The sequence below is a fragment of the Solobacterium moorei genome (genome assembly GCF_036323475.1).
Taxonomy (GTDB): Bacteria; Bacillota_I; Bacilli_A; order Erysipelotrichales; family Erysipelotrichaceae; genus Bulleidia; species Bulleidia moorei.
This window is the reverse complement of sequence record NZ_AP028934.1, coordinates 1,192,605-1,212,213: the sequence shown is the minus strand read 5'-3', so window position 1 is coordinate 1,212,213 and position 19,609 is coordinate 1,192,605. Positions and strand designations below refer to the sequence as shown.

Here is a 19,609-nt window from a genome sequence, read left to right as displayed (position 1 = left end):
AAAAAATGGTGTAAAACTACAGATTAGAATCTATAGTTCAACACCTTTTTTAGTTTTGTTGGAGATAAAAAATAATTGTCTAAAGGTAATCCTGTCATGTCTGATAATTCGGTAATGAAGTTGGTGCCTATGGATATGTTTGTATAACTGTCTTCTCCTTCAACGAACTGGAATCCTTTGTAGAATTCATTCAGCTCTGAAGAGGAATATTTGTTTTCCAAGACTTTAAATTGAAATATTCTCTGCAGCAGTACAGTAAGATAACATATTAAGAAATGTCCCTTGATCGTATTCTCAAGCTGTAAATAAACAGGTCTTGCATCTAGGTCTGATTTCATGATTCTGAATGATTCTTCTATCCTCCACAGGTTGTGGTATGTTTCATATATCTGTCTGGCATCCACCTTTGTTTCAGATGTGACAAGCATATTGTAACCGGCCAGTTTCAAGTCATTATCTATCGTTTCCTGATTGATGATGGCCTTTACTTTATCTTCTGTTTCTTCTCCGTTTGAAGTAGATCTGAAAGTGACATATTTTGCGCTTTCCCCATATTCATTTTTCTTTACAAGTGATACGGACAGACCTTTGGCTTTTTCTACAAGCTTGTTTATTTCATATTTGTGTTTTCTTGCCAGTGTCGGATTGTATGTGACGACTCTTTTTTCTTTGATGTTTACTTTTTTCTTTTTTCCGCTTTCATCTGTATATGTGTATGGAAATTCATCGATGCATTCTTTACAGTAATAAATGATCTTGCCATTTCTGTCCTTGATTGCTTTGTAGTCATTAGGTAGTAGAACCCATACCTTTTCTGTTTCAGGCAGCTGCTTGACTGATTTGGAAAAGAGATATCCATCGCCGTTTGCCAAAGCTGAAAGTATATTCTCTGAACAGTTCAGTCCCTTGTCAGCTACCCGTATCGTTTTTCCGTGTACTTCATGTCTTTCCTTCAAGTCTTTCAGTACATCTTTCAATACAGGCTTTTCTGATTCATTTCCAGGATACAGCTTCATACCAACAGGAATTTGATTCGCATCCAGCAGTAAGCCCAGCCCAATGACAGGAGCTTTCCTGTTTTCTTTGCTTGGACCCTTTCTTCTGAAGTCATCTTCTCTGTCAATTTCAAAATAGAAGTTTGTACAGTCAAAATAGGTGATAGCAGTATCTATGGAATATTTGTCTTGGACTCTCGAAGTGAACAGTTCAACAATTTTCTCATAGTCATTTCCATAAAATGCCAGGGCACTCAATAGTTGATCGTAGTTGAATGCATAAGGAATATGAAGCTGAGGAAGGATTTCATAATATGTTTTGTATTTACTGCAGGGAGAAACACAACGAGCATATATAAGAAGAGAAAGAACTTCATAAAGTTCAAATTCAAAATCGGTAGTGAATTTATACAGATCAATAAACTTCTTGATATCAAGATCTTCAAGAATGGATTTCAAAGGGAAATAGCCAAGATATCTTCTTGGAGAAACGGAAGTAATTTTCTTGATCTTATCTTGCTTGTTATACAGATTCATTTTTTCTACTTCATCTTTGTAGAAAGCAACAGGATCATCAATACCGGCAGCTTTCAGTTTAGAAACAGAACCAAGAGACCTGATACAACGATGTTTGGTACCTTTGGTAGCAGGAGAATAAAAAGATTCATAAACAGCGAGATACGTATTGTTTTGTTGTTTAGCAACCTTAAGGAAATAAGCCATAAAACACCCTCCTATATAATACACCATTACACCATTAAAAGGAATAGATAAAAATGAATTTGTCAAGTTTTTGAACAATAAGAAAAGCCCATCAATACTGGACTTGAATTACTTTATTAAAAATGTGCTCCTAAAGATTAATGGTGCTAACTTCTAAAGACGGGAATATCTGGATCATACGCTAGTGTACCAGCAAGATATGCAAGTACTGCATCATCTGCTCTACCGCTAACGCCACCATAAATTTGAATACCATTGGAAGATAGTGTTTTCTGTACAGGCATACCAAATCCTCCTGCAATCACAACATTAACACCTAAATCTAACACTATCTGGCACATCACCACATGACCATGTCCAGTTGTTACATAATCCTTTGTATGAAGAACCGTATTTCCTTCAACATCATACAAACGAAATGCAGGTGTATGACCGAAATGTTGATAAATCATACCATTCTCTATTGGAACCAAAATCTTCATATCGCTCTCCTCTTTTCATTTCTATCGTAATAATCCTGTTAAGTCATCCAGAATATAATCTGGATGAAATTCATCATTTATACCTTGTTTCATCATCTCTTCACTACCCGCGACATAGAACGTCAACATTCCTAACTGTAATGCAGGTACAATATCTTTCTTAAAGCGATTTCCAATCATGATTATTTCACTTAAGGAATATGGTAGATGCTTACTTGCGAACTTCAATAAGATCCTTGTTCCACAACCAAAGTTCATCGCTTTTACACCAGCCGCATACTCTAGCATACGCACAATTGTGCCATTGCCAATCTTTTCAACTTGATCAACCATTTGAATACGACGATGATCCACAGACACAAGTTGGCTCCCCTTCCTTAAATGTGTAAAGACATCCTGATATTCATCGTAAGATAAATTACTGTCCATTCCCACAAAGAAATACTGTGGATGATGATGGGTAATGTGAAAACCTGTATCAGTCAACACCTGGCGAATTCCCTTACCACCGATGTAATCAACATCAATCGCCTTTTTATCGTGTGTAACGATATATTCTACTGCAGCCATTGTAGACGTATAGATATTCTCTTTTCTAACGCCATGAATTCCACAATGTTCTAACTGATTTAATATTTCATCAGCTGTTACAGAAGAACGCTCTGTCAAAATCAAATAACTGATATTCTCCATTTGGAATGCATGAATCAGTTCTTTAGCACCTGGCATGGCTTGTTTTTGCTGCATCAATGCTTCTAATTGTATGATATAGCCTTTACTTGTTAACATTTTCTTCCCTCGTGTGCTTATTGTATCACATAGATGTGATATGATAATACACGCGAGGAAAACACATGAAACAAATACAAAAGATATTATTGATTTTGGGTATTATATTCGGTTTAATTCTATATCTATTGGTAGATGCATTCTTACTTTCGCCAAGTAAATTTACAGTACGCTACCAAGCACTTACATCGGATAAGATTCCACAAGATCTTAATAACACCAAAATCTTATATGTCTCTGATATCTATTATGGCAATCACATGAATCAAAGCCGTTTACAAAAGCTAGTGGATACCATCAATCGCATCGCTCCTGATGCAGTTGTATTTGGTGGCGATATCTACGCTCCTAACGCAACAATCACAACAGAATCTGATGATGAAGTCAAAACTGCACTAGCTTCCATCAAAGCTCCACTCGGCAAGTTTGCAGTATTAGGTGATCAAGACTGTGCAACTGCGGATATCAAATCTCATGTATTATCTATCCTACAAACCGCAAACTTTGAAGTTCTATCAAATACTTCTGTATCCATTCATAACGGTTCATCTGGATTTATCTCATTAGTTGGACTTGAAAATGAATTAGGCAGTACGCCAGATGTTAACACAGCTTACGCAAATGTAAGTAGTGATAACTATGTTATTACTGTTTGTCATACACCAGACACTGCATCACTAGTTCCTCTTGATACAACAGATTACTTCCTAGCAGGTCATTCTTTAGGAGGTCAAGCATACTACTTCCTTGGAGCCTACTATGCACCTGATAAGGCAGTCAATTATCTGCGTGGAAAGCACTTGATTCAAAATTCATTTATGCTTGATATCACAAACGGAGTCGGTACGATTGGTGCAGATATGCGTTTCTTAAGTCCAGCCGAAGTTGTATGCTACACTCTAAAATCAACAGCTCCAGCAACAGAAACAAATACAACGCAAGGAACACTTAACGATAATCCTCAAGCTACTCCAACACCAGAACCTACCCCAGAATCAACTCCTGAGCCAACGGTAGAACCAACCCCAACACCTGAAGTTACACCAACTCCTACGCCAGAAGCTGATCCTAACGCTACTCCAACACCTGTTCCAACAGTAGCGCCATAACAGCCTATAAACAACAAATCCACCGATTGGTGGATTTTTATCATAGCTCATTCAATTGTAGGAAATGTACTACGATCATTTAGATAAACTGGTTCGTGAATTAAACATTCATGCGATGTCGCAAATTGAAATTCAATGAGTACTGCTTTCGCCACCCCATTCATGTGATCATAGGCAAACGTTACTCTTACAGGTAACATCCCCATTCTGCTTGCATATTGATAAATCTCATTTAATCTACTAGCACGATGCACAAGATAGAACGAGCCATTTGACTTTAACAATCGTTTCACTGCTGTAAATAGCTCACTAAGCGGTAAATTTTCTTCATGTCTACCTGCTCTTTTATACTGATTTACATTCATCAAATTTTGATTTGATGTAGAAAAGTATGGTGGATTACATGCAATCACATCAAAGGGTTTATCTTGATAATCTTGAATCCTGCATGCATGTAATTGTGCATCTACTTGATATCGCTCTAAATTCTCTCTTGTTAGTTCAAATATTTCTGGAAACAAATCTACACCAACCAGTTCTTTTGGTTTACGTAATGATGCGTACAGCAATATTGCACCTGTATTACAACCAATTTCAAGAAAGCGATGTTGATGTTTGATACGTAGAAAGCGACCAAGTAATTCTGTATCTGCGTTCATACGGTAAAACTCTTCCCCTTGGTCAATGAGAAAGTCTGTTCCACCTAGATAATCAAGCTTCATGTGTTTCCCTTAATTCAAACCAGAAAGTTGAACCCTTTCCAACAATACTCATAACGCCATATTGTGCATCATGTGCATCTAGAATTGCTTTAACAATTGCAAGACCTAAGCCTGTATTTAATTGATTGCGTGAGAAAGAACGTGATGTCTTATGATAACGATCCCATACGTATGGTAGTTCACTTTCAGGGATTCCTTCACCATCATCACATATCTCAAAATGCATTGTTTCCTCATCAGGCTTACGATACGCTTGTATTGTAATGTGTTGTCCTGCGGCAGTATGTTTTAAGGCATTGGTTAAGAGGTTTGTAATAACCTGTCCAATCTTTACTTCATCCGCATAGATATATAGGGTACCAGGAATCTTTAGCTCCACAATCTGTCCACCTTGGGTGATAGACTTTTGGTTTAATTCGATAATTTCGCGAATCTTATCCGCCAGATCCATATTTGTACGATTGAGTACGTAATTACCTGATTGCATCTTGGCAAGCTCGCTCATATCGTTGATAAGTCTTGTCATATAATCAGTCTCTTTAATTATGACCCCTAAGTGTTTATCACGTTTGACTGGATCATTACCAGAGATATCTCGAATCATTTCTGCGTATGCACGAATGTCCGTCATTGGGGTACGGATATCATGTGATACATTCGCCAAAAGATCTCTTCTTAACTCATCAATTTTTGATAGTTGTCGGTTAGCCGTATTCAAACTATTTGCGAGCTGTTGTAGTTCTGTCAAAGATCCACCATCAAAATATGCACTATAGTCAGCTTGTGATAGCTTTACTGCTTCTTGTTTCATACGAATGATAGGATCAGTTACCAAACCCGAAATCATCAAGGACACTATTGAGGCAACGACAATCACGATAATCGTATAGAGTGCATATTGTCGTGTAAAGAATGTTACAACACTATCGATAGGCTCTAATGCAGTATTGACAAACAGATAATAATTCCCAAGATTTTCACGGATATGGCGAGCATAGATAATCATCTCTTGGCCAGTACGTTGGTTGGTCATGTTCATGCTGAGTTCGCCATTCTGTAGTTTACTGTCAATCGTTGAAAGGTCTAAAAGACCCTGAATCTCATCGGACTTAGGATCTTGTAAGGCACAGCCTGCGCCTAAACTATCTGCACTGTAGATTTGTGTTCCGCTATCATTATAAATAGCGATACATACGTTATTATTGACCGCTTCACGAATCGCAGACTCTACCCCACTACCACTTGCATTATTTGTGATGAGTGTTTGTTGAATATGATCTGCGACGGTACGTACTGCCGCAATCTTAGAATTACGATAATACGGACGAATCAAGCCAGTCTGTAATAGAGCGATGAATAACGTAATGCCAACGGCCATCGTAAAGAACGCTAGCCACAAACGAAAGCGGATACCATGTGTATCAAGCTTCAAACTTATACCCCATTCCACGTACTGTTGTAATAAAATCACGGTAAGGACCTAAGTTATGTCTTAGCATCTTGATATGTGTATCAACCGTGCGATCATCACCAAAATAATCATAATTCCATACTTCTACAAGTAGCGTTTCACGTGATAATGCAACATTTGGATGTGTTGCTAGATAAAGAAGTAAATCAATTTCCTTTGGCGTTAATGGTGCTTTTTCACCATCAACTGTCACAACTCTACCGAGCACATCAATCTGTAATCCCTTAAAAATCATCACATCGGAATTGGCCTGCGTCTTTTTACCACGCTCTAAAACAACTTTAATGCGCGCAATCAGCTCCTTAGGTGAGAAAGGCTTTGTGACATAGTCATCAACACCTAACTCAAAGCCAAATAACTTATCATATTCTTCTTGTCTTGCGCTTAACATAATCACAGGAACTTGGTCGATACTCTTAATTTGTTTACAAGTAGAAAAACCATCTAACACTGGCATCATGACATCTAGGATCACACAATCAAAATGTGTATTCTTCACCTTCTCAATTGCCACTAAACCATTCTCTGCTTCTTCTGTTTCAAAACCATTGATTTCACAATACTCACGTACGACTTCACGGATATTTGCTTCATCATCTACAATTAAAATTTTTGCCATACTATTTCTGCCTTACTATTTCTATTTGATTTGCTAAAAAGGATGCTTCATCTTGAATTTTAGCATAAAACTGAATATAAACCCCTTTTACAAGATACTGACCATATTGTGAATATAAATTTGGCATTACCGCCATATCACTTTCACCTGTTTCATCTGTTAGTTTTAAGAAACACATTAAATCTCCCTTACGAGTACGAATTTGTCTTACACTTTGAATATACGCAAACCCACGGTATAAACCTCGATTACTATTTAATTCCGCAAGTGGCGGATACGTAATTCCTAGTTTTTGTCTTAAATGAACAATTGGTTGCTCACCCAGATTAAATCCAAGTGCTGCTTTTTCATTTTCACTGAGTTCTTCTTGACTATCCTTCATACGAACCACAACCGGTTTAGATACAAGTTGTGGATCAATGGATAATTGTGTTCCGAAAGGAACTTGTACCAATTTTGCATACTTGACTGCGTCATCTAAGGTATTCATCATTGTGGTTCTACCTAAATCAAAACAATCTAGTGCACCTGCAGATATCAAACGTTCTAGCTGTGTTCGATTAATCTTGCGTAATACAGCTCTTGCGACAAAGTCAAAGTAATCGCCAAAACTTCCCTTCTTATCGCGTTCATCCAAGATTGTTCTAGCGGCTAATGTTCCGACATCTTTGATGATAGATAGTGGTAAAATAATCGACTTTCCATTGTGATAATAAATATCTGTGGAGCGATTTACATCAGGCGCTTCGATAGAGATATGCTTTCTTCTACACTCAGTAATATAGATTGCACTCTTGGTACTATCTCCAATCACACTATTTAAGATAGATGTATAAAACTCCAATGGATAGTTTGCCTTTAGATATGCCAATTGATACGCAACCAAGCCATACGCAACCGCATGTGACTTATTAAAACCATACCCCGCAAACTTCTCTGCTAAATCAAAGAGATAACTAGCCGTTTCATCACTATAGCCATTCTCTTTACACCCACGTACATACTCTTGTCTTAATCCAGCTAATTCTTCCTCATTCTTTTTTGAAATAGCCTTACGAAGAATATCTGCTTTCACTAGTGAGAACTTCGCCGCAATCTGTGCCATCAACATAACTTGTTCCTGGTAGATTGTAACACCGTAGGTTTCCTTTAGAATTGGCTCCAATTCCTTGGATGGATATACAACCGACGATGGATTCTTTCTACCTTCTAGATAGACATTGATCTGATCTTTAGGACCCGGTCTAAAGAGTGCTAACGCCGCAATAATATCTTCAAAACAATTCGGCTTCATCTTCCGCAATAAATTACGCATGCCATCCGATTCAAACTGGAAGACTCCAATCGTATCTGCTTGCGCAAATAAACGATATGTTTTTGCATCATGAAGTGGGATAGATAGGATATGAAAATCTGGATTTTTCTTGTGAATCATCAGTACGATTTCATCAATCGTTGTTAGATTCTTAAGCCCAAGGAAGTCCATCTTAATAAGGCCTCTTTCCTCCAAGTAATTTCCAGCAAACTGTGTTGTCTTCATTCCCTCTGCCATTTGTATTGTCGGAATAATCTCTTCTATTGGTTTTCCCGACATGACGATGCCAGCCGCATGGATACTCTTATTTTTTGGAAGTCCTTCAATCCGCTTTGCCATATTAAAATATGTCATCAATTGTGGACTTGCATTGAGTAATACACGTAATTTTTCTTTCTGTTCATACGCTTTCTTAAGCGTAATCTTTGGCGTTTGCGGAATCAGTCCAACAATCATATCGATTTCTCGCTTTGAAATATCCATTGCTTTACCAACATCACGTAAGACAGCACGCGCTGCTAAAGTATCAAATGTAATGATATTAGCAATATGTTGTTCACCATACTTTTGATATACATAATCAATAATTTCTTGGCGATGGATATCTGGGATATCTGTGTCAATATCCGGCATAGATACACGTTCAGCGTTGAGGAAACGTTCAAACAAAAGATTATATTGTAAAGGGTCTACCATCGTAATTCCTAAGCAATACGCAACCAAAGAACCAGCAGCACTACCTCTTCCTGGTCCAATATAAATTCCCTTTTGTCTTCCATAACGGATAAAGTCATAGACAATCAAGAAATAATCCTCAAAGCCCATCTGGTGAATGACTTGTAATTCATATTTTAAACGTTCTACATACGCAGGTTTTAAATCACCATTTAAACGTTTCTTTAATCCTGCTAGACATAATTGCGGTAAGTATTGCTCTGCTGTGATACCATCTTTTAATGGATACTCAGGTATCCCTGTCTTTTCTAGATTCCCATCGCAATGACATTCGCTTGCGATTTCATCTGTCCTACGTAAATCATCCGCATCATATATCTGTTCCATTTCAGGGATTGATAAGAAGTATCTTCCTGTAATTGGTGTCACATTCTTGTCACGCAAGGTTGTACCCTGTTTGATTGCGGATAATACCTTTAATGTTTCATAATCTTTTTGTCCAAGATAATAGATTTTATTTAAAGCAATTGTCTGAATTCCTTGTGCTTTCGCTAACGCTTTTAACACTGCATTCTTAGAGCGCCATAAAGATGTTTCTTCATAAGAAATTGCAATATCGAAAGGAGGGAATTCTGATTTCATCAGCGCTAATTTCTGTGTAATTCCTGTACGATCTTCACTGATGAGTTCTGCATCAAAATATCCACCTTCACCATACACAACAAGGAAATTATGTTCACAGTATTGAATCAGTTCTTCATATGTTGCATACTCTCTTCCATCACATAGCATAGAAGAAAGCTTCATCAAATTTGTATAGCCTTTATTATTTTTAGCAAGTAGTAAAAAAGGAACTTTTTGTTCATGATAGAAAACATCAACTTCTAATCCTATGATAGGATGAATTCCCTCTTTTTTGCATTCATGCAGAAAACGCGCTACGCCGTGCATCACATGATGGTCGGTCAAAGCAACACTTTGATATCCATATTTTTTCGCTGTTGAAACAAGCTCTGGAATGCGAATTGTGCTATCCAGTAACGTGTAACAGCTACGTACGAATAGATGTGTAGTCATGTAATTATTATACCCTAAGGGGATACTATTAAGAAATAACTTAAAAGAAAAGTTAATGTTGTCGTTTAAAATTAAAAAAGAGGTAAAACTGCGATATAATATTAAATGATACATTTTTAAAAGTGAGGTCAATCAGTATGAAAGTTGCATTTGTTACAGATAGTGGTACTGGAAAATCCATTCACGAATACGCAGAACAAGGAATTGTGAGTCTTCCTTTGCAAATCAGCGTAGATGATACAACATATCAAGATATGGAAACATTGAATCGAAATGACTGTATTCGCTTGATGAAGGAAGGAAAAGCTCTAACTACTTCCCAACCATCTGCAGGTATTATTGAAGAATGTTTTGAAAGTCTAAAGGCACAGGGTGTTGAATTAATCATCGCTGTACCTATTTGTAATGGTCTTTCTGGCACAATCAGCACAATGACCGCAATTGCTAATAGTTTAGATATCAAGATAATTTGTATCGATACCTATGTAACTGCAGTTGTCCAGGATTACTTAATCACGCATATTAAGAAGTGGTATGAAGAAGGTAAGTCTCATCTTGAAATTCAAATCCTCGTTGAAAATATCATCAACTCTACAAATACATTACTTGTTCCAGAAACACTGGATCAGTTTATTCGCGGTGGTCGCATGACTCCACTTGCGGCAAAATTAGGAAAACTCTTAAAGATTATCCCTGTTTTACAAATCAACAAAAAGACTGCAGGTAAAGTTGATACCCTAACAAAAGTTCGTACGTTCCGCAAAGCACTTAGCACTGCGGTAGATGAAATTGCCAAAGATAACCCCGATGAGAATACACTCATTACAATTGCACATGTTGCAAATGTTTCTGAAGCAATGAATCTATATCACACAATGACAGAACGCTTTCCTACTGCAAAGATTCAAGTCATTGAATTACCTAACGCAATTGCAGTACATACAGGCATTGGCTGTATTGCGATTCAATATTTTAAAATCTGCTAAGAAATGGAGGTTCCATGACACAAAAGAAAAAGTCATTTTTGCCTGACTTTGATCATCCGGAAAAAGTCGAACAGCCAGATGAAAAGCAGCGCGAAAAATTGCGAAAGAAATATATACGTAAATTACGTTGGCAGAAGATATTAACTGTATTTATGGTTTTGGTCGTCGGCATCTATGTCGTTGGCGGCATCTATGCAGTACGCTATGCAAGTAAACTTTTAAAAGGTATGCCAACGTTAAATGTAGATGATTTAATTAGTACAGAATCCTCAAAAATCTATGATGGTAATGGCACACTCCTAACGGAAATTGGCACCTACTATCGTGAGAATATCCCATATGAACAAATGCCTGAATCTTTAATTGACGCATTCCTATCCGTCGAAGATTCACGTTTCTTCGAGCATAATGGATTTGACATTCCACGTTTTACGAAGTCTGTATTAGAAACCGTATTACGTCACAATACACAAGGTGGATCAACCTTCACGATGCAGCTAGTTAAGAATACTTACTTCTCCATCGAAGATGGTGATAACAGTACAGAGCGTTCTGCTACCCTTTCCTATAAGGCACAACAGATTGTGCTGAGTATGCAGTTAGAGAAACAACTCAGCAAGATAGAAATCTTTGAGTTATATGTAAATAAGTTAAACTTTGGTGACCGTATCCGTGGTGTACAAAAAGCTGCCCAATACTACTATGGTAAAAACGCAAGTCAGCTTACACTCGCAGAATCTGCACTACTTGCAGGTATTATCAACTTACCAAATACCTATAACCCATATAACTACCTAGATTATGCAACACAACGTCGTAATAATGTATTAGATCTGATGCAATATCATGGCTATATTACAAGCGAAGAATGCGCACTAGCCAAATCCATCAAAGTTGAAGATACACTTGTTGGTAAATCTAACTTTAATACAGGTAATACACGTTTCGCATCTTATTTAGACGTTGTATTAGATGAAGTACAACGCATGACTGGTCTTGATCCATTATCAACCGGTATGTCAATCTATACCGCATTAGATCCAACGATTCAAACCGAGATTGAAGCGATTCAAAATGGCGAAGTCGTTGACTTTGAAAGTGACCTTGTACAGCTTGCAATGATTACCCTCAACAATAAGAATGGTGAAATCGTTGGTGTTGGTGGAGGTAGAAACTATGGTGGTGATGGTGGATCACGTCTATTAAACCGTGCCCTACAGCAATACAAACAGCCAGGTTCTAGTATCAAACCTGTATTAGAATACGCACTTGCATTTGAATATTTAGGATATTCTTTGGATGAAGTCTTAGTTGATAAACCAATTACCTATCCTGCAGAACAACGTGTTCTAGTAAACTATAACGGCAAATATGAGGGTGATGTTACTATCAAGGACGCAATGGCAAACTCCTTAAATACCCCTGCGATCCAAACTCTTGAGAAAGTTACAGCCAAGATTGGTTCTGATGCGGTGGTCGATTACCTTAAGAAGATTGGCTTTTCACAGGTGAAATACAGTAATTATCATCTATCCTACGCAATCGGTGGTAATGACTTTACAGCTTCCGTCGCTGAGATGGCAGCTGCACATGCGATGTTGGTCAACTTAGGCGTCTATAACGAACCACATACGATTCGTCGAATTCTAACAGATGATGGTAATGTATATGAACCACAAAATCAGAACATACGAGCACTCTCATCTGGTAGTGCCTACTTAGTAGACCAATTGATGGAAAATAACGTTAATCAAAATAAATATTACAATCACATGCAGATATTACAGAGTGGTTATCCAGTCTATGCAAAGACTGGTACAACCGACTGGGGTAATGACGGTTTACAATACGGTATCCCAAGTGGAGCTGCGAAAGATAAATGGATGGTCGCTAGTACATCACAATACACCAATGCAGTATGGTATGGATTTGACCAAGCAATCGATGGTGAAATGACATACTTCCCTACTTGGCGAGATTGGAATACACCAGGACAAATCAATCGTCATATGTTAGATATTGAATCCTATATCTCTCCTGATACAATTGGAGGCGTATCTCAACCAAGTGATGTACAAGATGTCACTTATCTCTATGGTACATATCCGCACGTCACAAATGATGGTTCAAATTATGGCGGCAAGACAATTACCTCGCAAGTATCTTCTAGTGGTTTAAATTACACACCGACACAATACACAAGTTCCTATCGTAACAATAACAGTTATTTAGCAGGCCTTAACGCTTCTATTTCAAATGGAATTGTGTATATTAATTGGCTAACACAAGATACATGTTCTGGCAGCCGTAATATATCCCTAAAGGATAACTATAACAACATTTCGAAATCTGGAGCTTGTCTTGCGTACAACAGTTTCCTACAATCATCCGCAAATGGTAAATTCTATGCGGACTTGTATCAGGATGATGTCTATATTACTTCCGTAACGAGTAAGACAAACATGTATGCAGGTATCCCAGAATATTTCAAAGGTAAAATCAAAGCCTGTGGTTACTTTATGACAAGTAGTGGTAAGAAATCAGAAACCATCTGTACTGATGCTGGCTATTACGATCCAGACGCTACAGCCGCCAAAGATACAAAATAACCCAAGAGAATCTATAGCGATATAGATTCTTTTCTATTATGAAATCAGGAATAATCTAGTCCTGATTTCAGAGAAAAAACTTCAGAAGAAGAATATGATATAGAGGTCAGGGACACTAGAATGTTTCTGGCCTTTCTCGTACAGGCATGTATGGGAATTGGTCTGGGTAAAGTGAGAACGTACCTTCTTTTAGACCAGTGATATCATTGAGTCCGTAATAAAAAGCGTTCTGCTTCCCTCCTATATTCTTAGGCTGCTTTATCAAGATGACAATCCAGGAAACAGTTAGATATGTCGTATATAAGCCAGAAAAATAGTCGGATGTGGGGATGGGGAAGTTTACCAAGACATTATGCATATCAGAAAGAAAGGAGTATTCCATCATGGAAGGACCAATCATTACAGTGGATGTATCAAAGGGTTCCTGTCACTACCAGCCCTTCATAGAGAATGGACATCCAATGCGAAAACCAAAGCAGCTTTCCGCTACGATCGATGGTTTCCAGAAATTAGGGCAAACTATCAAAGACCTTGAAGCTAAGACAGAACGAGAAGATATACCAGTTATCTTTGAGGCTACAGGTGTCTATCATCGACCACTACAAAAATATCTTGAAGACCACAAGATAAGGTACTACATCATTTCTCCATTATTATCTGCGACCTATCGCAAGACCTCCCTACATAGTAATAAGACAGACGCATTAGACTGTGCACATATCGCAAAAGCGTACTATTGTGAGAAGGGACTAAGACAATATCAAGCACAACCACAAGAGTACAAAAGACTCTATCAATTGAGCCGTATATATGAAAGTGAGTTGGTTCATCTTCGGAAACGCAAAGTGAGTTTGAGATCCATGCTGGATATCATATATCCAAGGATTGATAAGACCTTTAAAGGGAATCAAAATCTGTATGATCCACTCCCAATGGAGATATTAAAAAGATATCCTCATCCATCCTTACTATTGGGCCATAGAGAGGATACCATCGTTAAGACCGTTGGGCATCGTACAGGTCATTTAAAAGGATATACAGAAAGAATCGTACATAAGATCTACGAGAAGGCAAAGGAGTGCTATTCAGGATGTGATATCGATGATATAGAAGTAGTCAAATTGCCAAGCTTGATAGAGAACGTGCAGGAACAGAAGAAAAAATGCGATTCACTATTGAAGGAAATGATAGAGATAGCACGAACATGTCCTTATTTTGCATCTGTTGTTAGTATTGTTGGAATCGGAGAGAATCTGGCAGCCCGTATCATAGCAGAGCTTGGAGATGTAAGCCGATTTGATAACAGAGCGGCTATCGTGGCATATGCAGGCTTGAATCCAAAGATACAACAATCCGGAGATATTGATGGACTGCATCTCAAGATATCAAAGAAAGGCAATAAGTATTTGCGATGCCTTTTATACCTTGGTGCACAATGTAATTATCGATTGCGCAAAGAAGATCCACTATATGAATTCACCAAAAAGAAAAGACAGCAGACCCAATGCCCATTGTCGTCTAAAGCTGCCTATACTGCTAGTGCTCATAAATTACTGGTCATAATCTATAGCCTATGTAAGAATGGTACTCTATATCATTCTTAGCAACAGTATAAACCTAATCTAGCAAAATGGGAGATATAATTTCTCTTGTTTTAATAATGCACAAAACGAAAAAGAAGAAATCACTAAAGATTAGAAATTTCTTCTTGACTTAAGTTATCAAGTTTTTATGCACAAAAAAGGACATCACACATAGATGTCCAATGCACTATTCAGCCTTTAAATCTCTTGCCATTAAATCTCTCATAGCATCTAATGGTGCTTTCCCTTCATAGAGTACTGCATAAACTTCATTTGTGATAGGCATCGAAATATTACGTTTCTTCGCCTCTTCATAAACAACCTTACATGCAAATACACCCTCTACCGTCTTCTTATTTTCTTCCCAGAACTTCTTCGCACCTTGATCTAAACCAATCTGGTAACCAGCCATGAAGTTACGGGAGTGACGTGATGTACATGTAACAATCAAATCACCTACACCATCAAGACCTAAGTATGTTTCTTGTTTACCACCTAAGGCAACACCATAACGAGTCATTTCCGCAAGACCACGCGTCATAAGACCAGCTCTTGCATTATCACCCTGACCACTACCTTCTAGAATACCACTCGCAATTGCCATCACATTCTTGATGGCAACACCAATCTCAGCACCAATCACATCCGAGTTACGATATACGCGGAAATATTGATTAGAGAATAAGTGCTGTATCGTCTTAGCAGCTTCTTCGTTATCGCTTACCGCGTTAACTGAAGTCATCAAACGTAGAATAACTTCTTCAGCGTGCGATGGCCCAATTAAGGATACGATAGCCTTACACTTTTCTTGTGGAACGATCTTAGAAATCACAACACTCAAACGTTCATGTGTAACAGGGTGGAAACCTTTTGCGACATTGATAATAATCGCCGGCTTTGTTAGATGTTGACTAGCCTTTGTAAGTACTTCTTCGAGTGCTATTGTCGGAACTGCCGCTAATACTACATCTGCATTTGCCACAACAGATAAATCTGTACTTGCATGAATGTCATGATTGATTTCTGTTTCAAAAAACTTTGTATTGTGATGATTTACTTCGATATCTTTAACTTCACACGGATCAATACCCCACATAATAACTTCTTGTTGATTATCCGCTAAAACCTGTGCTAGAGCTGTACCCCAGCTACCTGTTCCTAATACACATATTTTCATTCGGATACCTTCTTTCTAACAACAATACGAATTGGTGTACCAATAAAATCAAATGCTTGACGCAATGAATTCTCTAAGAATCGTTCATACGTAAAGTGCATGAGTCGTGGATCATTACAGGAAAGTACAAATGTTGGTGGTTGGATAGATACCTGTGTACCATAGTATACACGGAAACGTTTTCCATTTCGTGCTGGAGCTGGTGTTGTAATCTGTGTATCAGTAATCACCTCATTGAGGATATTTGTAGCAATACGACGACATGAATTTTCATATACCTGATCAACGACCGGAATAATTGTATCTACTCTTTGATGTGTTAGAGCACTTACAAATACGATAGGCGCATAACTTAGATACGCAAATTCAATACGAATACGCTCAATAAACGCATTCATTGTCTTATCATCCTTCTCAACTGCATCCCACTTATTGACTACAATAACGATTGGTTTCCCTGCTTCACATGCATATCCTGCAACATGCTTATCTTGTTCACGGATACCTGCTTCACCATCGATAACAAATAAAGCCACATCACAACGTTCGATCGCTGTCATCGCTCTTAGTACAGAATACTTTTCAACAGATTCATACACCCTGCCACGCTTACGAATACCTGCTGTATCAACGATAACATATGGTTTTCCTTCATAAATAAATGGTGTATCTACCGCATCACGCGTCGTACCCTGTACGTTAGAAACAATGGAGCGTTTTTCCTTTAGGATTGCATTTACGAGTGAAGATTTACCAACATTTGGTTCACCAATAACAGCGATATGAATACCTGTATGCTTATCTTCTTTATCCTCTTCAGGCATCAAGCGTAAACATTCATCTAACACATCACCAATACCAATACCGTGTACACCAGATACAGCAATTGGATCACCCAAACCAAGGTTATAAAACTCATAGATATTCATCATACGAGTTGAATCATCAATCATATTTACTGCAAGAACAACCGGCTTTGTCTGTTTCTGTAAGATACCTGCAATATAGGAATCATCATCTGTCATACCCATCTTACCGTTTACAACAAAAAGGATAACATCCGCTTCATTCATCGCAATTTGTACCTGTGCACGAATTTCTTCTTGATATGGTTGATCCGCTAATTGGATACCACCTGTATCAATGAGTTGGAATTTCTTTCCAGTCCATTCACCCGTTGTATAAATACGGTCACGTGTTACACCAGGAAAATCCTCAACGATAGATACACGAGAACCCGCAATACGATTAAAAATTGTTGATTTTCCAACATTCGGACGACCAACAATTGCGATTACTCCACTATGCATTACAAAACCTCCTTTTCAATAAAAGGCTTAGCAAGATCATAGATACGTTCTGTCACTTCTTCAATTGACATATCACTTGTGTCAATTTCAACCGCATCATCCGCTTTCTTAAGTGGCGAATTGGCACGTGTCATATCTTGTAAATCGCGTTCTGCGATTTCCTTCTCTATTTCTTCGATACTTCCAGTCGGAATATTCTTAGCAATATTCTGATCATATCTACGCTTCGCACGGGCCATTGGGGTGGCTGTCATATAGATCTTTACTTCCGCATCTGTTAAAACAACAGTTCCAATATCACGACCATCCATAATGAAGCCCTTTTCCTTTGCCATTTCTTGTTGGCGTGCAACAAGCATACGGCGTACATTTGCCAACTTAGATACAAGACTTGCTGCTAGGCTTATCTCATTAGTACGAATTTTATCTGATATATCTTCGCCATCTAAGAAGATAGAGCCATCCGTCAATAATTGCATCTTCGTATGTTCTAGCATCTCACATACAGCTTCTTCATCTTCTAAACTAATATGATTTTGTAAAGCCTTATATGCAGTACTACGATACATCGCACCTGTATCTAAATGTACATAATTTAATTTCTTTGCTAGACACTTAGCAATGGTACTTTTACCCGCTGCTCCAGGTCCATCAATCGCAATATTTATCTTCATCTTATGCCCTACCACTATTCATTACAATGCCATAAACTGCTAGTAATAATAAGATTACAAGCAATAGAATTAGCACAACAACCACAATATTCAACACATGGTTTGTATACTGCATCTTCTCATTCACATCCGTTAGATTTGCTTCATAGTTATCCAATTGAACACGCATCTGTGTTGTTTCATTTAATAGACGTTGATTTGTGCTTTCATAATTCTCCGTCTTTCTTGGAAACATCGCAAACGCATCATCATCTTTCGCTGTGTGACTTGTTTGTTCCTCACTACATGGTTCTTGTGGATTCATTAGATCACCAAACACATCACTAAACTGCGCAGTATTTTCAAGTGGTGGAAAACTAGATGTATTCTGACTCACGTAGTCTCTAGAATCCATATGACTAACACGTGGTGTAAAGGCAGGAATCTCAGGAAGAGAATTTTGTGGATTGGATTTCTTCTCATTCATTAAATTTTTTACTTCCGCCATGATATCTTCTTTTGTAAGACTCATCGGATCGTTAATATGGTTGTTATCACCTGTATAAGGTACATCAAACAGATTATCTTGTTGTGATGGAGTTACAGGTTTTGCAGGTTGAGATGTACGTTGTTTATTTGATGACATAAATGGAATGTCAGTTGTACCTGTACTATTAGAATATGGCTTTTTCACAGGTGTTTTACGTGCTTCTTGAATCTTCTTACTCGCAATCGAATCACCCTTAATCTTTCGTAAAATATCCATGGATGTGTTTTCTAAAGAAGAGTTACCCTGCTCGATATTGTATTGTTTGACTTCACGAATATACTGATCTAAATAGTCATTGTCATATCCAGCCAAGTCATTGACAGTCGTAAAAGCACCAGCCTCAAAGTTTGCCAATGTAGGTGCTGGTTCTTCATGTTCAAAAGAAGTGACTGGTTCAGAAATCACTGGTTTAGCAGGCTCTACATTTTTGGTTGGAGCACTCACACGACGATGAATGCCTTCGTTAGCACTCTCTGTATAATCTCCACTTCTGTGGAAATTATTCGCATCAATCTGATTTAATCTCTTTTGAAAACGAGATAATTCTTTGGTTGTTGTTACGTCGTTACTATCTAAATCCTGCGTAATACTCTCGCGCAAATCTTTATATTTCTTAATACGTGATAATTCAGCCATATGTACATCTCCCAATAAACAGAAATATTATACCATATCCGCATTTATTTCACTTACCCGCTTGGACATTTTTATCATTTACACACGAAAAAAGGCGTGTTATTGCGCCTTTTCACTGAATTTTCAGA

At 37.8% G+C, this 19,609-nt stretch carries 15 protein-coding genes; 4 read left to right on the top strand and 11 right to left on the bottom strand.

From position 1 onward, the window contains the following. Positions 1-23 precede the first annotated feature (23 nt). From RGT18_RS06110 to RGT18_RS06100, 3 genes are all read right to left on the bottom strand, one after another. Positions 24-1,718, bottom strand: coding sequence for an IS1634 family transposase (locus RGT18_RS06110; RefSeq protein WP_338175589.1), 1,695 nt, complete (start codon positions 1,716-1,718; stop codon positions 24-26). A 146-nt stretch (positions 1,719-1,864) separates the two neighbouring features. Next, positions 1,865-2,200, bottom strand: a complete 336-nt coding sequence (locus RGT18_RS06105; protein ID WP_338175588.1) for a NifB/NifX family molybdenum-iron cluster-binding protein — start codon at positions 2,198-2,200, stop codon at positions 1,865-1,867. A gap of 21 nt (positions 2,201-2,221) precedes the next feature. After that, entirely contained in the window at positions 2,222-2,989 is a 768-nt protein-coding gene (locus RGT18_RS06100; protein WP_028078520.1) for an HAD hydrolase-like protein, read from the bottom strand. 65 nt (positions 2,990-3,054) lie between these two features. Here RGT18_RS06100 and RGT18_RS06095 point away from each other — a divergent pair, with 65 nt between their 5' ends. Continuing rightward, on the top strand, positions 3,055-4,098 hold the full coding sequence (locus tag RGT18_RS06095) for a metallophosphoesterase (RefSeq protein ID WP_037404178.1): 1,044 nt from the start codon (positions 3,055-3,057) through the stop codon (positions 4,096-4,098). A gap of 47 nt (positions 4,099-4,145) precedes the next feature. On the opposite strand, the gene RGT18_RS06090 is transcribed toward RGT18_RS06095, so the two are convergent. From RGT18_RS06090 to RGT18_RS06075, 4 genes are read right to left on the bottom strand one after another with little or no spacing between them, the layout of a single operon-like run. Continuing rightward, positions 4,146-4,820 carry a tRNA1(Val) (adenine(37)-N6)-methyltransferase gene (locus RGT18_RS06090; protein WP_028078519.1) on the bottom strand — a complete coding sequence of 225 codons (675 nt, stop codon included), beginning with the start codon at positions 4,818-4,820 and terminating at the stop codon, positions 4,146-4,148. Next, entirely contained in the window at positions 4,810-6,252 is a 1,443-nt protein-coding gene (locus RGT18_RS06085; RefSeq protein ID WP_028078518.1) for a sensor histidine kinase, read from the bottom strand. The genes RGT18_RS06090 and RGT18_RS06085 overlap by 11 nt, the downstream gene beginning before the upstream one ends. After that, positions 6,242-6,910: a response regulator transcription factor gene (locus tag RGT18_RS06080; protein WP_006525811.1), complete on the bottom strand. Its 669-nt coding sequence runs from the start codon at positions 6,908-6,910 to the stop codon at positions 6,242-6,244. The genes RGT18_RS06085 and RGT18_RS06080 overlap by 11 nt, the downstream gene beginning before the upstream one ends. 1 nt (position 6,911) lies before the next feature. Beyond that, on the bottom strand, positions 6,912-9,977 hold the full coding sequence (locus tag RGT18_RS06075) for a DNA polymerase III subunit alpha (RefSeq protein WP_028078517.1): 3,066 nt from the start codon (positions 9,975-9,977) through the stop codon (positions 6,912-6,914). Between the two features lie 137 nt (positions 9,978-10,114). Here RGT18_RS06075 and RGT18_RS06070 point away from each other — a divergent pair, with 137 nt between their 5' ends. From RGT18_RS06070 to RGT18_RS06060, 3 genes are all read left to right on the top strand, one after another. Beyond that, entirely contained in the window at positions 10,115-10,963 is an 849-nt protein-coding gene (locus tag RGT18_RS06070; protein ID WP_006525813.1) for a DegV family protein, read from the top strand. A gap of 14 nt (positions 10,964-10,977) precedes the next feature. Beyond that, positions 10,978-13,572 (top strand): transglycosylase domain-containing protein, encoded by a 2,595-nt coding sequence (locus tag RGT18_RS06065; protein ID WP_028078516.1) that lies wholly within the window; start codon positions 10,978-10,980, stop codon positions 13,570-13,572. Between the two features lie 329 nt (positions 13,573-13,901). Further along, a complete protein-coding gene (locus tag RGT18_RS06060) occupies positions 13,902-15,176 on the top strand; it encodes an IS110 family RNA-guided transposase (RefSeq protein ID WP_338175581.1) in 1,275 nt (424 codons plus the stop codon). Between the two features lie 166 nt (positions 15,177-15,342). Here RGT18_RS06060 and RGT18_RS06055 read toward each other — a convergent pair whose 3' ends face one another. From RGT18_RS06055 to RGT18_RS06040, 4 genes are read right to left on the bottom strand one after another with little or no spacing between them, the layout of a single operon-like run. After that, a complete protein-coding gene (locus tag RGT18_RS06055) occupies positions 15,343-16,332 on the bottom strand; it encodes an NAD(P)H-dependent glycerol-3-phosphate dehydrogenase (RefSeq protein ID WP_006525815.1) in 990 nt (329 codons plus the stop codon). Next, on the bottom strand, positions 16,329-17,642 hold the full coding sequence (der, locus tag RGT18_RS06050) for a ribosome biogenesis GTPase Der (protein WP_028078470.1): 1,314 nt from the start codon (positions 17,640-17,642) through the stop codon (positions 16,329-16,331). Before der ends, RGT18_RS06055 begins: the two co-directional genes overlap by 4 nt. Next, positions 17,642-18,316: a (d)CMP kinase gene (gene cmk / locus RGT18_RS06045; RefSeq protein ID WP_006525817.1), complete on the bottom strand. Its 675-nt coding sequence runs from the start codon at positions 18,314-18,316 to the stop codon at positions 17,642-17,644. Before cmk ends, der begins: the two co-directional genes overlap by 1 nt. A gap of 1 nt (position 18,317) precedes the next feature. Beyond that, positions 18,318-19,481 (bottom strand): hypothetical protein, encoded by a 1,164-nt coding sequence (locus RGT18_RS06040; RefSeq protein WP_028078471.1) that lies wholly within the window; start codon positions 19,479-19,481, stop codon positions 18,318-18,320. Positions 19,482-19,609: the final 128 nt, after the last annotated feature.

Excerpts from the sequence above, each read along its gene's own strand:
- RGT18_RS06110 (WP_338175589.1), bottom strand. The coding sequence starts at position 1,718 with ATGGCTTATTTCCTTAAGGTTGCTAAACAACAAAACAATACGTATCTC.
- RGT18_RS06105 (WP_338175588.1), bottom strand. The coding sequence starts at position 2,200 with ATGAAGATTTTGGTTCCAATAGAGAATGGTATGATTTATCAACATTTC.
- RGT18_RS06100 (WP_028078520.1), bottom strand. The coding sequence starts at position 2,989 with ATGTTAACAAGTAAAGGCTATATCATACAATTAGAAGCATTGATGCAG.
- RGT18_RS06095 (WP_037404178.1), top strand. The coding sequence starts at position 3,055 with ATGAAACAAATACAAAAGATATTATTGATTTTGGGTATTATATTCGGT.
- RGT18_RS06090 (WP_028078519.1), bottom strand. The coding sequence starts at position 4,820 with ATGAAGCTTGATTATCTAGGTGGAACAGACTTTCTCATTGACCAAGGG.
- RGT18_RS06080 (WP_006525811.1), bottom strand. The coding sequence starts at position 6,910 with ATGGCAAAAATTTTAATTGTAGATGATGAAGCAAATATCCGTGAAGTC.
- RGT18_RS06075 (WP_028078517.1), bottom strand. The coding sequence starts at position 9,977 with ATGACTACACATCTATTCGTACGTAGCTGTTACACGTTACTGGATAGC.
- RGT18_RS06070 (WP_006525813.1), top strand. The coding sequence starts at position 10,115 with ATGAAAGTTGCATTTGTTACAGATAGTGGTACTGGAAAATCCATTCAC.
- RGT18_RS06065 (WP_028078516.1), top strand. The coding sequence starts at position 10,978 with ATGACACAAAAGAAAAAGTCATTTTTGCCTGACTTTGATCATCCGGAA.
- RGT18_RS06060 (WP_338175581.1), top strand. The coding sequence starts at position 13,902 with ATGGGGAAGTTTACCAAGACATTATGCATATCAGAAAGAAAGGAGTAT.
- RGT18_RS06055 (WP_006525815.1), bottom strand. The coding sequence starts at position 16,332 with ATGAAAATATGTGTATTAGGAACAGGTAGCTGGGGTACAGCTCTAGCA.
- der (WP_028078470.1), bottom strand. The coding sequence starts at position 17,642 with ATGCATAGTGGAGTAATCGCAATTGTTGGTCGTCCGAATGTTGGAAAA.
- cmk (WP_006525817.1), bottom strand. The coding sequence starts at position 18,316 with ATGAAGATAAATATTGCGATTGATGGACCTGGAGCAGCGGGTAAAAGT.
- RGT18_RS06040 (WP_028078471.1), bottom strand. The coding sequence starts at position 19,481 with ATGGCTGAATTATCACGTATTAAGAAATATAAAGATTTGCGCGAGAGT.